The organism is Streptomyces sp. NPDC088194, assembly GCF_040702025.1.
In the GTDB taxonomy this organism is placed as follows: Bacteria; Actinomycetota; Actinomycetes; order Streptomycetales; family Streptomycetaceae; genus Actinacidiphila.
On sequence record NZ_JBFBIV010000086.1, the window covers coordinates 19,823 to 35,123 of the forward strand.

Annotated in this window: 12 protein-coding genes; 11 read left to right on the forward strand and 1 reads right to left on the reverse strand. The window is 72.9% G+C overall.

Annotation, left to right across the window (positions count from 1 at the left end; all coding sequences use genetic code 11):
• The first annotated feature begins 49 nt into the window (after positions 1-49).
• The 3 genes from AB0399_RS32665 (at position 50) to AB0399_RS32675 (ending at position 5,939) form a co-directional block, all read left to right on the forward strand.
• Entirely contained in the window at positions 50-313 is a 264-nt protein-coding gene (locus tag AB0399_RS32665; RefSeq protein ID WP_031519519.1) for a WhiB family transcriptional regulator, read from the forward strand.
• A 233-nt stretch (positions 314-546) separates the two neighbouring features.
• Positions 547-4,473, forward strand: a complete 3,927-nt coding sequence (locus tag AB0399_RS32670; protein WP_366413779.1) for a glycosyltransferase — start codon at positions 547-549, stop codon at positions 4,471-4,473.
• Positions 4,470-5,939: a DUF5719 family protein gene (locus AB0399_RS32675; RefSeq protein WP_366413780.1), complete on the forward strand. Its 1,470-nt coding sequence runs from the start codon at positions 4,470-4,472 to the stop codon at positions 5,937-5,939. Before AB0399_RS32670 ends, AB0399_RS32675 begins: the two co-directional genes overlap by 4 nt.
• 120 nt (positions 5,940-6,059) lie before the next feature.
• Here the strand turns inward: AB0399_RS32675 and AB0399_RS32680 are convergent, their stop codons facing one another.
• The gene (locus tag AB0399_RS32680) at positions 6,060-6,512 is read right to left on the reverse strand and encodes a metallopeptidase family protein (protein ID WP_329368991.1); all 453 of its coding nucleotides are present in this window, start codon (positions 6,510-6,512) and stop codon (positions 6,060-6,062) included.
• 326 nt (positions 6,513-6,838) lie between these two features.
• On the opposite strand from AB0399_RS32680, the gene AB0399_RS32685 reads away from it, so the two are divergent.
• The 8 genes from AB0399_RS32685 to AB0399_RS32720 all read left to right on the forward strand — a co-directional run bounded on the left by AB0399_RS32685 (position 6,839) and on the right by AB0399_RS32720 (position 15,048).
• Positions 6,839-7,264: a DUF3499 domain-containing protein gene (locus AB0399_RS32685; RefSeq protein ID WP_328474135.1), complete on the forward strand. Its 426-nt coding sequence runs from the start codon at positions 6,839-6,841 to the stop codon at positions 7,262-7,264.
• A 76-nt stretch (positions 7,265-7,340) separates the two neighbouring features.
• A complete protein-coding gene (locus AB0399_RS32690) occupies positions 7,341-8,726 on the forward strand; it encodes a phosphomannomutase/phosphoglucomutase (RefSeq protein WP_366413781.1) in 1,386 nt (461 codons plus the stop codon).
• Positions 8,727-8,973: 247 nt separating this feature from the next.
• Complete coding sequence (locus tag AB0399_RS32695) at positions 8,974-9,153, forward strand: Trm112 family protein (protein ID WP_329368996.1); 180 nt, start codon at positions 8,974-8,976, stop codon at positions 9,151-9,153.
• 36 nt (positions 9,154-9,189) lie between these two features.
• Positions 9,190-10,329, forward strand: coding sequence for an SIS domain-containing protein (locus AB0399_RS32700; protein ID WP_366413784.1), 1,140 nt, complete (start codon positions 9,190-9,192; stop codon positions 10,327-10,329).
• Between the two features lie 5 nt (positions 10,330-10,334).
• A complete protein-coding gene (gene manA, locus AB0399_RS32705) occupies positions 10,335-11,552 on the forward strand; it encodes a mannose-6-phosphate isomerase, class I (protein WP_366413785.1) in 1,218 nt (405 codons plus the stop codon).
• Positions 11,553-11,681: 129 nt separating this feature from the next.
• On the forward strand, positions 11,682-12,641 hold the full coding sequence (locus AB0399_RS32710) for a cation diffusion facilitator family transporter (RefSeq protein WP_366413782.1): 960 nt from the start codon (positions 11,682-11,684) through the stop codon (positions 12,639-12,641).
• A 229-nt stretch (positions 12,642-12,870) separates the two neighbouring features.
• Positions 12,871-14,322, forward strand: a complete 1,452-nt coding sequence (gene ahcY / locus AB0399_RS32715; protein ID WP_329369000.1) for an adenosylhomocysteinase — start codon at positions 12,871-12,873, stop codon at positions 14,320-14,322.
• A gap of 111 nt (positions 14,323-14,433) precedes the next feature.
• Entirely contained in the window at positions 14,434-15,048 is a 615-nt protein-coding gene (locus AB0399_RS32720) for a hypothetical protein (protein WP_329369002.1), read from the forward strand.
• The last annotated feature ends 253 nt before the right edge of the window (positions 15,049-15,301 follow it).

A 15,301-nucleotide genomic window follows, 5' to 3' on the forward strand; every position in this document is an offset into this window, starting at 1 on the left:
TCCGACGGCCAGGCACCATCACGGGGAAGCACGACAGACAGGGGCGCGCATGACCGAGCAGTTCCAGTTGCTGCTGGCTGAAGAGGCCGACGAGGAACTCGGCTGGCAGGAGCGCGCGCTGTGTGCGCAGACCGACCCCGAATCCTTTTTCCCCGAGAAGGGCGGCTCCACCCGCGAGGCGAAGAAGGTCTGCCTCGCCTGCGAAGTCCGCTCCGACTGCCTGGAGTACGCCCTCGCCAACGACGAGCGCTTCGGCATCTGGGGCGGCCTGTCCGAGCGGGAGCGCCGCCGGTTGAAGAAGGGCGTCGTCTGACCCCCGATCCCTGGCCGGCACCCCGCCGCCCACCCGGTTCCCGCCCCTCGGGGACCTCGCATCCGGCCCGTCTCCCGCGCCCTTCGGCACGGCAGGCGGGCCGCTGTTGTGCCCACACCCGGACGGCCGCGCCGTTGTGAGCCGTTAGTGTGGGGGGCCGTCCGAGATGCATGCCCCGCCAGTGGCGGGTTGATGCGTCCACCGCAGTCCAGCGAACCGGGGCCCGAACCTCGATGTCCGTGAACAGCCCAGCACCGGCCGTCCATCCGCCCGGTACCCCTGAGTTCCCGCGCCATGTCGTCACCGCCGTGCTCGTCGCGCACGACGGCGCGCGCTGGCTGCCCAAGGCCCTCCAGGGGCTGCTCGCGCAGGACCGTCCGGTCCAGGACGTCGTCGCCGCCGACACCGGCAGCGCCGACGACTCCGCCCGGCTGCTCGCCGAAGCCCTCGGCGACCAGCGGGTGCTGCACCTCGCCCGCCGCACCGGCTTCGGCGCCGCCGTCGAGGAGGCCGCCCGCTCCACCACGCCCCTGACCGCGGACGACCTGCCCTACCTGCGCCGCCGCAGCGGCTGGGACCCCGTCAGCCGCACCTGGAACGACGACGCGTACGACGAGCCCGCCGAGCCGCAAGGCGACCCGATCCAGTGGCTGTGGCTGCTGCACGACGACTGCGAACCCGACCCCGGGGCGCTGGCCGCGCTGCTGCGCACCGCCGAGACCTCGCCGTCCGCCGCGATCATCGGCCCCAAGCTGCGCAGCTGGTACGACCGCCGCCAACTCCTGGAGACCGGCGTCTCCATCGCCCGCAGCGGACGCCGCTGGACCGGCCTGGAGCGCCGCGAGCAGGACCAGGGCCAGCACGACCAGGTCCGCCCCGTGCTGTCCGTCTCCTCCGCCGGCATGCTCGTGCGCCGCGACGTGTGGGAGGAACTCGGCGGCTTCGACCGGCGCCTGCCCCTCATGCGCGACGACGTCGACTTCTGCTGGCGCGCCCACGCCGCCGGCCACACCGTCCTGATCGCCCCCGACGCGGTGATGCGGCACGCCGAGGCCGCCTCCCGCGAACGCCGGCCCGTCGACTGCGCCGGCCGCTCCGCGGTCAACCCGCACCGCGTCGACAAGTCCGGCGCCGTCTACACCCTCCTGGCCAACACCCGCGGCCCGCTGCTCCCGTACGTCATGCTCCGCATCGTCGTCGGCACCCTGCTGCGCACCCTCGCCTACCTCGTCGGCAAGGTGCCCGGCCAGGCCGTCGACGAGATCGTCGGCCTGCTCGGCGTCCTGCTGCGTCCCGGCCGCGTACTCGCCGCCCGCCGCAGCCGAGGCCGCGGCGCCATACCGCCGTCCGAACTGCGCCCCCTGTTCCCGCCGCCCGGCGCGACCGTGCGCGCCACCGTCGACCAGGTCGTCAGCAACTTCGCCGGCCGCGCCGACGCCGCGACCGCCGCCGCCGGCCGCCATGGCGGCGCCGTCGAGTCCGGACCCGGCGACGAGGACGGCGACTTCCTGGAGCTGGAGCAGTTCGGCCGGCTGAAACGGATCGCCCGCAAACCGGGGCCGGTGCTCTTCGCCGTCCTGCTCGTCGTCTCCCTGGCCGCCTGCCGCGGCCTGCTCGGCGGAGGAGCGCTGGCCGGCGGCGCCCTGCTCCCGGCCGACCCCGGCGCCTCCGACCTGTGGGACACCTACGCGGGCTCCTGGCACGCGCTCGGCAACGGCGGCACCCAGGCCGCGCCCCCGTACATCGCGGTCCTCGCGCTCTTCGCCACCGTGCTGTTCGGCTCCACCGGCCTGACCTTGACCCTGTTCCTGGTCGCCTCCGTGCCGCTGGCCGGCGTCACCGCCTACTTCGCCTCCCGGCCGCTGGTCGAGTCCCGCCTGCTGCGCGCCTGGGCGTCGGTCGCCTACGCCTTCCTGCCGGCCGCGACCGGCGCGCTGGCCGGCGGCCGCCTGGGCACCGCCGTCCTGGCGATCCTGCTGCCGCTCATGGCGCGCGCCGCGATCTCCTCCGCGGGCCTGCAACTGAGCGACTCCGCCATCGAGCGCGGCACCCGTCCCGGCTGGCGCGCCACCTGGGTGCTCGCCCTGATGCTCACCTTCACCACCGCGTTCACGCCGGTCACCTGGCCGATCGCCCTGGTGCTCGCCGCCGGAGCGATCGCCTGGCGCCTGGTGCGCGGACAGCAGCAACTGCTGGTGCCGCAGCTCCTGCGCTCGGCCGCCCTGGTCGTCACCCCGATGGTGCTCCTCGCCCCCTGGTCGCTGACCCTGCTCGCGCACCCCGGGCGCATGCTCAACGAGGCCGGCCTGGCGTACTCCACCAAGACCGCCTCCGGCCTCGACCTGCTCCTGCTCAGCCCCGGCGGCCCCAAGGCGTCCGGCGGCTTCCTGCTGATCGGTGTGGTGCTGGCCGCCCTCGCCGCCCTGATGCGCGGCACCCGCCGCACCGCCATCGTCACCGCCTGGGCTGTCGCCCTGACCGGCCTGCTCTTCGCCGTCATCGAGAACGGCAAGGACTGGGCCGGTCCCGCCACCCTCGTCTACGGTCTCGCGCTGCTGGCCGCCGCCGCGATCGGCGCCGAGGGCGCCAACGAGCGGATCGCCGCCAGCGGTTTCGGCTGGCGCCAGCCGGTCGCCGCCCTGGTCGCCTTCGCCGCGGTCGCCGCCCCGCTGCTCGCCGCCTTCACCTGGGTCATCGACGGCGCCGACGGCCCGCTCAAGCGCACCAACCCGCAGCAGGTGCCCGCGTTCGTCGCCGAGGAAGCAACCACCAGCGACCAGCCCCGCACCCTGGTGATCAGCGGCACCGAAGGCCACGTCGACTACGCCGTCGTGCGCGGCTCCGGCGCCCGGATAGGCGACGCCGAACTCGCCGCCGAGGCACCCCACGACCACGCCCTGGACACCGTGGTGGCCAACCTCGTCGCGGGGTCCGGCGCTGACCAGGGCAGCCGGCTCGCCGGATACGCGGTCCGCTACGTCCTGGCCCCCAAGGGCGCGCCCCACTCCTTCGGCCGCGTCCTCGACAGCACCCCCGGCCTGTCCCGGCTCAGCCAGTCCGACGGCACCGAGCTGTGGCAGGTCAACCAGAACGTCGCCCGCATCACCATCACCAGCAAGGGCGCCCAGCCCATCAGCGTCCCCTCGGGCCGCATCCAGGCGCACACCAAGGTGCCCGCCGGCCCGTCCGGCCGGGTGCTGCGCATCGCCGACACCGCCGGCTCCGGCTGGCACGCCACCCTCGACGGCTCCGCTCTCACCCCGGTCACCGTCGACGGCTGGGCGCAGGGCTTCGACCTGCCGGCCACCGGCGGCCGCCTGGACGTGACCTACAAGGAGCCGATCACCCACATCGGCTGGCTCGGTGTCCAGGCGCTCCTGCTGCTCGTCGTCGTCGTGCTCGCGCTGCCCGGCCGCCGTCAGGAGATCGACGACGACCTGCCCGACGCGGAGGGCGCCGTCACCGCCGACATCCCCGGCCAGGCCACGGGCGAGGGCCGCCGCGCCCGCCGCCTCCAGGCAGCCGCGGACGCGGAGGCCGCCGAGGCCGCGGACGGGGCCGCCTCGACCTCCGCCGCCGCGCCATCCACCGCGTCGGTCGAGGAGCCCGATTCCCCGGACGCCCCCGCCGAACCCTTGCCGGTCCGCGTACCGCCCGCCCGGGAAGAGGCCCAGGAGGCCCAGGAAGCCGGTTACGACCAGCAGCCCGGCTATCCCGCCCCGGCCGGCGGCTACGACCCGTACGCGGCCCCTGAGAGCGCCGACGGCTACACGTACCAGGACACCGGCTACCAGGAGGGCGGCTACCAAGAAGGCGGCTACCCGGACCCGTCCTACGCCCAGGGCGCCCCCGGCTGGGAGGGCGGGCAGCAGCCGTACCCGGCCGAGCCCGGGACGTACGACCAGCAGGCGTACGGCGACTCCTACGGCTACCCGGCGCAGCCCGGCTACGACCCCTACGCGTCGCAGCAGCCCGCCCAGGACGGCCAGGCGCCGTACGAACAGGGCTACGGCGAGCAGCAGCAGGAGTACGGCGAGCAGCAGGGCCAGGACGGCCAGGGCGGCGCGCAGCAGCCGTACCCCGACCAGGCCGGCTACGTCGACCCCGCCCCGTACTACGCAGATGGCGACCAGCGCCGCGATGGGAGCGACTACCAGTGAACCGCAGCACCCTGTCCCTGGCCGGTGCCGTGGTCGCGCTCGCCGTCCTGACCGGCGCGGCCTCGATGACCGGTGGAGACGACTCGCACACCGCCCCTGCGGCGTCCTCGTCGCGCCTGCCGGTCCAGCGCAGCACCCTGCTGTGCCCCGAGCCGTCGACGTCGGAGTTCGCCGACACCACGTACACGTCCTTCACGCCGCTCGGCAGCGGTTCGGGCACCGGCGCGTCCGGCGGCGACGCCACGCTGCTGCCGGCCACGCCCAAACCCAAGGCGCTCAAGCCGCTCACCGCCACCGGCAAGCCCGTCACGTCGTCCACCGACAAGTCGGACTCGCCCGCCCTCATCGGCACGGCGAACGGCCCCCTGGCGCCCGGGTGGAGCGTGCAGCAGACGACCGTCGTGAGCGACGGCCCCGGCCGCGGCCTGCTCGGCACCTCGTGTGTCGCCCCCGACAGCGAGTTCTGGTTCCCCGGTGCCAGCACCCAGGACGGCCGCCAGGACTACGTCCACCTGGTCAACCCCGACGAGACCCCCGCCGTGGTGGATGTCGACCTGTACGGCAAGGACGGCCAGCTCAAGGGCTCGACCGGCGACGGCATCACGGTCCCGGGCAACAGCTCCAAGCCGGTGCTGCTGTCCACGCTCATCGCCGACAAGGTCCAGGACCTGACCGTGCACGTCGTCGCGCGCAGCGGCCGGGTCGGCGCGGCCGTGCAGGCCACCGACAACAAGGCCGGCACCGACTGGCTGCCGGCCGCCGCCCAGCCCGCCGGCGACCTCGTCATGCCGGGCATCCCCGCCGACGCCACCGACGTCCGCCTGATCACCTATGCGCCTGGCTCCGACGACGCCGACCTGACGCTGAAGCTCGCCACCTCCACCGGCTCGATCACCCCGGCCGGCCACGAGACGCTGCACGTGCGGAGCGGCATGACCACGGCCGTCGACCTCGGGGACCTCACCAAGGGCGACGCCGGGTCCCTGGTCATCGGATCGAGCAGCTCGCACTCCCCGGTACCGGTGGTGGCCGCGCTGCGGATCACCCGCGGCAAGGGCAGCAAGCAGGAGATCGCCTTCCTCCCCGCGACCAGCCCGATCGACCGGCAGGCGACGGTCGCCGACAACCGCGCCAAGGGCTCCACGCTCGCCCTGACCGCCACCGGCAAGGACGTCAGCGTGAAGATCACCTCCTCGGCGGGCTCCACCGCGGGCACCGCCGCCGGCAAGACGGTCACCGTCAAGGCGGGCTCGACCCTGTCCATGGCTCCCCCGGAGCCTTCCGGCCTCAAGGGCTCCTACGCGGTGACCGTGCAGCGGCTGTCCGGCGGGCAGTTGTACGCGTCACGGATGCTGGCGCTGCCGCTCGACGGGGTGCCGATGTTCACGATCCAGCCGATGCCGGACGACCAGGGGATGGTCGACGTGCCGCAGGCCGCATCCGACCTGCGCGTCCTTCAGCACTAGCGTCCTGGGGCGCCTGGCCTCCTGGGGTGTGTGATCGCCCAGGGTGCCTGGCGCCGCCTGGCGTCCTAGGGTCGCAGGCGCCGTCGTGCCGCCTTCGCGCCCAGGGTGCGAAGGAGGCCCTCACTCCTCGCCGTATTTGGGGTCGACGTTCTCCGGCGACAGCCCGAGCAGCTCGGCGACCTGCTCGACGACGACCTCGTGCACCAGCAGCGCCCGCTCGTCGCGGCCCTTGGCGCGGATCTCCACCGGGCGGCGGTAGACCACGATCCGGCTCGGCCGGTCCTTCGCCGCGCCGATCAGCCGCCCGAGCGGCACCGGGTCGCCGTCGGACGGCGGAGCGTCCTGCGGCCAGGGCACGTCCTGCACGGCGAACTCCACGTCGGCCAGTTGCGGCCAGCGCCGCTCCAACCGGTCGGCGGCATCGCGCACCAGGTCGTCGAAGGCGTCGGCCCGGCTGAGCGCGAGCGGCACCTGCGGGGGCGCGATGGGCCCGCGCATGCCGCGGCCGTGGCGGTCGCGGTGCCGCGGCCGAGGCGCGGGCTGGGGCGGGGGAGTGGGGGCCGAACTGTCCATCAGCGTGAGCCTAGCCCCCGAGACGGGTCCGCACAGCAGGGCGTCACCTCCACCCGCGCCCGGCCCGCCGTACGGGCGAGCCACGCCCCGGCCGCCGACCGCGTCTGCGACCGGTTACTGCCCGATCCGTTTCCCGTTGGGACCGGATCGGGCCACAGAAGTGACGGATATCCGCCAGCCGGCATGCGAACCCGACGCACGTGACGACGGCGGCCACAGCGTTACTCTCGGTATCCGCTTCTGGTGCTCCGACGGTTGCCGCAGGTCAGCCTCGTACATCCGGCGTAGCCGGCCCCGAACGGCGCCGAGCGACACGACCGGGTGACCTGGCGGAGAGTCGTCGCGGCCCGCTCAAGAGTGCGGTACCGTCCAACCTCGTGAGCCCTGTACGTCGCTGTTCGCGCACCGCTTGCGGCCGCCCCGCCGTCGCGACACTGACGTACGTCTACGCGGACTCCACAGCCGTGCTCGGCCCGCTGGCCACGTACGCCGAACCCCACTGCTACGACCTGTGCTCGGAGCACTCCGAGCGCCTCACCGCGCCGCGCGGCTGGGAGGTCGTCCGCCTGGCCACCGACACCGGCCCGGTCCGGCCCAGCGGCGACGACCTCGAAGCCCTCGCCAACGCGGTCAGGGAAGCGGCCCGCCCGCACGAACGCGGCCAGGGCGGTGCGGCCACCGCGCGCGACATCGACCCGGTGGAGGTCGCCCGGCGCGGGCACCTGCGGGTCCTGCGGTCACCGGACCAGTAGGCTCGCCGGCCCCGGACCGCGTCTCGGATAGGTTGTCCGGACCGGACCGCCCGGGACCGTAACGCAGAGGTGTGCAGTGCCCCAATCATCGGGTTCTTCGGCGTCACCCGACCTGTCGCAGATCATCAAGGCGTACGACATCCGCGGAGTCGTCCCCGACCAGTGGGACGAGCCGCTCGCCGAGGTCTTCGGCGCCGCTTTCGCCACGGTCACCGGCGCCACCGCCATCGTCGTCGGCCACGACATGCGGCCGTCCTCGCCCGGGCTGTCCCACGCCTTCGCGCGTGGCGCCGCCTCCAGGGGCGCGGACGTGACCGAGATCGGCCTGTGCTCCACCGACGAGCTGTACTTCGCCAGCGGCCGCCTCGACCTGCCCGGCGCGATGTTCACCGCCAGCCACAACCCCGCCCGGTACAACGGCATCAAGATGTGCCGGGCCGGTGCCGCACCCGTCGGCCAGGACACCGGCCTCGCCGAGATCCGCGACCTGGCCGAGCGGTGGTCCGCGACCGGGCTGCCGGCCGGCGCCGCCACCCCGGGCACCATCACCACCCGCGACGTCCTCGGCGACTACGCGGGCTTCCTGCGCTCCCTGGTCGACCTGTCCGGCATCCGCCCGCTGAAGGTCGTCGTGGACGCGGGGAACGGGATGGGCGGCCACACCGTGCCGACCGTCCTGGACGGCCTGCCGATCGACCTGGTGCCGATGTACTTCGAACTGGACGGCACCTTCCCCAACCACGAGGCCAACCCGCTCGACCCGAAGAACCTCGTCGACCTCCAGGAGAAGGTCCGCGAGACCGGCGCCGACCTCGGCCTCGCCTTCGACGGCGACGCCGACCGCTGCTTCGCGGTGGACGAACGCGGGGAACCCGTCTCCCCCTCGGCCGTCACCGCGCTGGTCGCCGCCCGTGAGCTGGCCAAGCACCCGGGCGCCGCTGTCATCCACAACCTGATCACCTCCCGCTCGGTGCCCGAGGTCATCGCCGAGCACGGCGGCACCGCGGTGCGTACCCGCGTCGGCCACTCCTTCATCAAGCAGCGGATGGCGCAGACGGGCGCCGTCTTCGGCGGCGAGCACTCCGCGCACTACTACTTCCGCGAATTCTGGAACGCCGACACGGGCATGCTCGCCGCGCTCCACCTGCTGGCCGCCCTCGGCACCCAGGAGGGACCGCTGTCCGCCCTCGTCGCCTCCTACGACCGCTACGCGGGCTCCGGCGAGATCAACAGCACCGTCGCCGACCAGGCCGGCCGTACCGCCGCCGTACGGGCCGCCTTCTCGGCGGAGGAGGGTGTCAGCTTCGACGAACTCGACGGCCTGACCGTCTCCACCCCCGACTGGTGGTTCAACCTGCGCGCGTCCAACACCGAGCCGCTGCTGCGGCTCAACGTCGAGGCCCGCGACGCCGCGACGGTCGGGCTCCTGCGCGACCGGGTGCTCGCCATCGTCCGCGACTGACCGCGCTGTCCGCGCCGGGCCGACGGGCCGACGGGCCTGTACGGCGGCGCCGTTCGGCCGGTTGCCGGCAGGGACCGGGCGTCCGGGCGGCGCCGTACCGCGGCCCGGACGGGCAGCCCGGCTCCCGGCCGCGCCCGGACGGGAGCCGGCATGCGGGCGGGTCCGACCCGCCACCGGGCACGGCGATAGGCTGAACCCGCAGGCCGCAACGGCCCACGACCGCCGCAACCCGCACGGAGGACCCGCCATGCCGCTCGTCGAACCCAGCCTCCTGGAGATCCTTGCCTGCCCGGCCTGCCACGCGCCCCTGCGCGAGGACGACGCAGCGGCCGAACTCCTGTGCACCTCCGGCACCTGTGGCCTGGCCTACCCCGTGCGCGACGACATCCCCGTGCTCCTCGTCGACGAGGCCCGCCGCCCCGCCTGACCCCAGGCCGTACCCGCACCCGACCGGGAGGTCGTGTTGTTCGACGAGTCGCTGTTGGAGGACCCCGACGCGCTCGCCCGCGCCGACGTCCACGGACTGCTGCGCGGCGTCGCCGCGGCCGGCGCACGGGTGCGCACCGCCCTACGGCTCGCCGAGGAAGCGGGCCTGGCCGAACTGCGGCCCGACGGCCGTCCGCGTGCGCTGCTCATCGCGGGCAGCGGTCCCGAGGCCGCCGCCGTCGCTGACCTGTTCGCCGCGCTCGGCTCCGGCGTCGCCCCGGTCCAGTTGCTCACCCCGACCGGCCCCACACCGGCGCAGGCACGCTGGACCCTGCCCGGCTGGACCGGCCCCCTCGACCTGCTGCTCCTGCTCAGCGAGCACGGCACCGAACAGGGACTCACCGATCTCGTCGAGCAGGCGTACCGCCGCGGCTGCACCGCCGCCGCCGTCACCCCGGCCAGAGCCCCGCTGGCCGACGCCGTCGGACAGGTCCACGGCATCGCGCTGCCCTTCGCCGGCCCGGGCAGCGGCTTCGACTCCGCCGCCGACTCCGCCCCGGCGACGACCGACACCGGCGCGTTCTGGGCACTGCTCACTCCGGTGCTGGCCCTCATCGGCCGGATCGGCCTGATCAGCGCCTCCACCAGTGCCCTCCAGGCCGTCGCCGACCGGCTCGACGCGATCGCCGCCCGCTGCGGCCCGGCCGTGGCGACCTACAGCAACCCGGCCAAGACCCTCGCCGCCGAACTCGACGGCTCCCTGCCCCTGTTGTGGAGCCAGGGCCCGGTCGCCGCCGCCGGTGCGCGCCGCTTCGCGACCGTCCTCGCCACCCGCGCCGGGCGGCCCGCACTCGCCGCCGAACTGCCTGCCGCCCTCACCGCTCACGGCCCCCTGCAGGCAGGCGCCCACACCCTGGCCGGCGACCCCGACGACTTCTTCCGCGACCGGGTCGAGGACACCCAGGAACTGCGACTGCGCATCGTCCTGTTCCAGGAGGCCCCCGACCAGCCCGGCTCCGCGGCACCCGCCGCCCGCGAGCAGGCATACGCCCACGACACCCCGCTCAGCGAGATCACCGCTCCCGGCGGTAGCCCGCTCGACACCGCCGCAGAACTCCTCGCCCTCACCGACTTCGCCGCCGCGTACCTGGCCGTCGCCTCGACCGAGAGACCATGACCGGAATGAATCGCCTCACCAACACCATCCGCCCCTACGCCTGGGGCTCCACCACCGCCATCCCCGAACTCCTCGGCACCGCGCCCACCGGCGAGCCCCAAGCCGAACTGTGGATGGGCGCCCACCCCGGAGCCCCCTCCCGCATCGACCGCGGCCACGGCCCCGTCGCCCTCGACGCCGTCATCGACGCGGACCCCACCGCGGAACTCGGCGAAGCCGCCGTCAAGCGCTTCGGCCCCCGCCTGCCCTTCCTGTTCAAGGTCCTCGCCGCCGGCGCACCCCTCTCCCTCCAGGTCCACCCCGACCTCGCCCAGGCCGCGGCCGGTTACGCCGAGGAGGAAGCCCGCGGGATTCCCCTGGACGCCCCGCAGCGCAACTACAAGGACGCCAACCACAAGCCCGAGATGATCGTCGCGCTGTCGCCCTTCGACGGCCTGTGCGGCTTCCGCCGGCCCGCGGAGGCCGCCGACCTCATCGACGCCCTGGGTGTCCCCACCCTCACGCCCTACGTCGACATCCTGCGCGCCCACCCCGAGGACCGTGCCCTGCGCGAGGTCCTCGCGGCCGTCCTCGGCGCGGACCCCGCCGCCATGGCCGAGACCGTACGCGCCGCCACCGAGGCCGCTGCCCGCCTGGCAGCGACCCCCGGCACCTCCCACGCCGCCGCCTACGCCGCCTACGCCAAGGCCGCCCACAGCTTCCCCGGCGACCGCGGCATCATCGCCGCGATGCTGCTCAACCACGTACGCCTCCAGCCCGGCGAAGCCCTCTACCTCGGTGCCGGCGTCCCGCACGCCTACCTCGACGGGCTCGGTGTCGAGATCATGGCCAACTCCGACAACGTCCTGCGCTGCGGGCTCACCCCCAAGCACATCGACGTACCCGAACTCCTGCGCATCGTCCGCTTCGAGGCCGGCGACCCGGGCGTGCTCCGCCCTGAGGCTGCGCCCGACGGCGAGGAGCTCTACCCGGCCCCCATCGACGAGTTCCGCCTCTCCCGCTACCTCCTCGCCCCCGGCGCCGACCCCCGCACACTGCCCGCCGGCACCCCGCAGATCCTGCTGTGCACCAGCGGCGAGATCCGCCTGCGCACCGTCGACGCCTCCTCCTCTCCTGCCGCCACCCTCACCCTCGCCCAAGGCGAATCCGCCTACGTCCCAGCCGGCGAACGCACCGAACTCACCGGCCAGGGCACCCTCTTCCGGGCGACCGTGACCGCGTAGCCCGCCTGACGCACCGCCAGACGACCGGGTCGCCGCCACAGGGCTCTGCGACAATGCCCGTCCGAACCCCCGAACCGACGGGTTCCGAGCGCCCGCCGACCGAGCCGACCGAAAGGACACCCACCACCCATGAGCGCGTCAGGCGGAAGCAAGGCGATCATCGCGGCCCTCAGCGCCAACCTCGCGATCGCCGTCGCCAAGTTCGTCGCCTTCGCGTTCAGCGGCTCGTCCTCGATGCTCGCCGAAGGCGTGCACTCCGTGGCCGACTCCGGCAACCAGGCGCTCCTCCTCATCGGCGGCAAGAAGGCCAAGCGCGCCGCGAACGACGAACACCCCTTCGGCTACGGCCGCGAACGCTACGTCTACGCCTTCCTCGTCTCGATCGTCCTGTTCTCCGTCGGCGGCATGTTCGCCCTCTACGAGGGCTACGAGAAGATCCGCCACCCGCACCCCGTCGATCACTGGTACTGGCCGGTCGGCGTCCTGGTCTTCGCGATCCTCGCCGAGGGCTCCTCCTTCCGTACCGCGGTGAAGGAGTCCAACCACACCCGCGGCGACCTGTCCTGGGCCGAGTTCATCCGCCGTGCCAAGGCACCCGAACTCCCCATCGTCCTGTTGGAGGACTTCGGCGCCCTGATCGGCCTCGTCCTCGCCCTGGCCGGCGTCGGTATCGCCCTCGCCACCGGCAGCGGCGTCTGGGACGGTATCGGCACCCTGTGCATCGGAACTCTCCTCATCTGCATCGCACTTGTCCTCGCCGCGGAGACCAAGTCCCTGCTGATCGGCGAAGGCGCCGGTCCTGAGGTCAGCGACCGCATCCGCACCGCCATCGCCGACGGGGACACCGTCACCGGCGTCATCCACATGCGCACCCTCCACCTCGGCCCGGAAGAACTCCTGGTCGCCGCCAAGATCGCCGTGGACCACGACGACACCGCCGTCCAGGTCGCCGCCGCCATCGACGCGGCCGAAGAACGTATCCGCGCCGCAGTGCCGATCGCCCGTGTCATCTATCTCGAACCCGACATCTACAGCGCGGCCGCCGCCGCGGCGGGCCCCGACCCCGACCAGACCCCCGGCGGCCGCTGACCGCGACCCCCTGCGGCAGAAGCGCCGTCCGGTGTAGATTCATACGTAGCCAGACGTCGCTGCTGATGGCGGTCGGGCGGTCATCGCACAACGACCGGCCGAGGGAGAGAGGGCCTCCGACGGATTGCGCTGCCACAAGGGGACAGGTGTGTCCGTAGTACTCGGAACGCCATGCCGCGCGGCAGCGCCGTGTCCATGTCCACCTCGACCACCACGAGGAGCAGCCCGTATGACCACCACCGCCACCGACTTCAAGGTCGCGGACCTCTCCCTTGCCGCGTTCGGTCGCAAGGAGATCACCCTCGCCGAGCACGAGATGCCCGGCCTGATGTCCCTGCGCTCCGAGTACGCCGCCGCTCAGCCGCTGGCCGGCGCCCGCATCACCGGCTCGCTGCACATGACGGTGCAGACCGCCGTCCTCATCGAGACCCTCGTCGCCCTCGGCGCGCAGGTCCGCTGGGCGTCCTGCAACATCTTCTCCACCCAGGACCACGCCGCGGCGGCCATCGCCGTCGGCCCCGAGGGCACCGCGGACAACCCGCAGGGTGTCCCCGTCTTCGCCTGGAAGGGCGAAAGCCTCGAAGAGTACTGGTGGTGCACGGAGCAGGCTCTGACCTGGCCGAACACCCCCACCGGCGGCCCCAACATGATCCTGGACGACGGCGGTGACGCCACGCTCCTGGTGCACAAGGGCGTCGAGTTCGAGAAGGCCGGCGCTGTGCCCGCCACCGCCGCTGACGACAGCGAGGAGTACGGCTACATCCTCGACCTGCTGCGCCGCACCATCTCCGCGAGCCCGCAGAAGTGGACCCAACTGGCCTCCGAGATTCGCGGCGTCACCGAGGAGACCACCACCGGCGTCCACCGCCTGTACGAGATGCAGCAGGACGGCACGCTGCTCTTCCCGGCGATCAACGTCAACGACGCGGTCACCAAGTCGAAGTTCGACAACAAGTACGGCTGCCGCCACTCGCTTGTCGACGGCATCAACCGCGCCACCGACGTCCTCATCGGCGGCAAGGTCGCCGTGGTCTGCGGCTACGGCGATGTCGGCAAGGGCTGCGCCGAGTCGCTGCGCGGCCAGGGCGCCCGCGTCATCATCACCGAGATCGACCCGATCTGCGCGCTGCAGGCCGCGATGGACGGATACCAGGTCGCCACCCTCGACGACGTCATCGAGACCGCCGACATCTTCGTCACCACCACCGGCAACCGCGACATCATCATGGCCTCCGACATGGCCCGGATGAAGCACCAGGCGATCGTCGGCAACATCGGCCACTTCGACAACGAGATCGACATGGCCGGCCTCGCCAAGATCCCCGGCATCGTCAAGGACGAGGTCAAGCCGCAGGTCCACACCTGGACCTTCCCCGAGGGCAAGACGCTGATCGTGCTCTCCGAGGGCCGCCTGCTGAACCTCGGCAACGCGACCGGCCACCCCTCCTTCGTGATGTCCAACTCCTTCACGGACCAGACCCTGGCCCAGATCGAGCTGTTCACGAAGCCCGAGGAGTACCCGATCGGCGTCTACGTGCTCCCGAAGCACCTCGACGAGAAGGTCGCCCGCCTCCACCTGGACGCGTTGGGCGTCAGGCTCACCACGCTCCGGCCCGAGCAGGCGTCCTACATCGGCGTCAAGGTCGAGGGCCCCTACAAGCCGGACCACTACCGCTACTGACCGGCGTAGTCGCGAGCCCGCGCGACTCACCCAGCGGCGAACAGATCCACCGCGCACCGGCCCCCGTCTCGCCCGCGAGGCGGGGGCCTTGCCAGACCCCGAAACCGGACGATGCCCCGCGGCCGCTACTCGTTCTACGACACGCATGACCACACTCCCCTGGGTGCAGAACACTTCCACTGCGCCACCGGCCCCTCCGGCTGGCGCTACACCGCGCAGACCACCACGCCCGAAGGCGCACACGCGGGATCGATCGACCTCACCATCGACGACCTCGGCCGTCCCATCCGCCTCGAGCTGCACGCCGCCGCATGGCAGGTCCGCGCAGCCGCGATCGACGGCGTCACCTGGGTCAGAACAGACCCGACCGGCGAGCACGCCCAAGAAGGCAACGCGCCCGCGCACGCGTTCACCGGTCTATCGCCGGCGTTCCTGATCGCCACCGCCCGGCTGCTCCGCCTCGAACCGGGCGCGCCGGCCACCCGCGTACGTCTCGTGTCATTCCAGGCCCCCGTCCTCGCACCGCTCACCGTCGACCAGTCCTGGTCGCTCCTCACAAGGACAGCACATTCCACGGACAGCGGTTTGCTGCCTGTGGATAACTTCCGCGTGGACGACCTGGCCACCGGCGATCAGTACGACGTCCACCTCGCCGGCGACGTGGTCCTGGCCGCGCCGGGCATCGAGCTGGAGGACCTTGACACGCCACCGTCCACCTTCGGCTGATTTGACGCGTGCCTGGGTCGGATGTAGGTTAGAACGGTTGTCGCGAGCCGGACTCGTCCGGGATGACGCGCGAGAACCTTGTCGCTTCGCTTGCCGAAGGCACCAACCCCCAGTCGAGAGAAATCTTGAGTCGGGCATCCGTGTCTCCGAAAGGCGGGTGGTAATTCCGACCGAAAAGCTTCTGCTAAGGTTGGAACACAACGAAGGGAAAGCCCGGAGGGGCCCGGAAGGGCAGCCGATGGCAGCTTCCGTT

Coding starts and splice junctions, on each gene's coding strand:
- AB0399_RS32665 (WP_031519519.1), top strand. CDS start 50: ATGACCGAGCAGTTCCAGTTGCTGCTGGCTGAAGAGGCCGACGAGGAA.
- AB0399_RS32670 (WP_366413779.1), top strand. CDS start 547: ATGTCCGTGAACAGCCCAGCACCGGCCGTCCATCCGCCCGGTACCCCT.
- AB0399_RS32680 (WP_329368991.1), bottom strand. CDS start 6,512: ATGGACAGTTCGGCCCCCACTCCCCCGCCCCAGCCCGCGCCTCGGCCG.
- AB0399_RS32695 (WP_329368996.1), top strand. CDS start 8,974: ATGCCGCTCGTCGAACCCAGCCTCCTGGAGATCCTTGCCTGCCCGGCC.
- manA (WP_366413785.1), top strand. CDS start 10,335: ATGAATCGCCTCACCAACACCATCCGCCCCTACGCCTGGGGCTCCACC.
- AB0399_RS32710 (WP_366413782.1), top strand. CDS start 11,682: ATGAGCGCGTCAGGCGGAAGCAAGGCGATCATCGCGGCCCTCAGCGCC.
- ahcY (WP_329369000.1), top strand. CDS start 12,871: ATGACCACCACCGCCACCGACTTCAAGGTCGCGGACCTCTCCCTTGCC.
- AB0399_RS32720 (WP_329369002.1), top strand. CDS start 14,434: ATGCCCCGCGGCCGCTACTCGTTCTACGACACGCATGACCACACTCCC.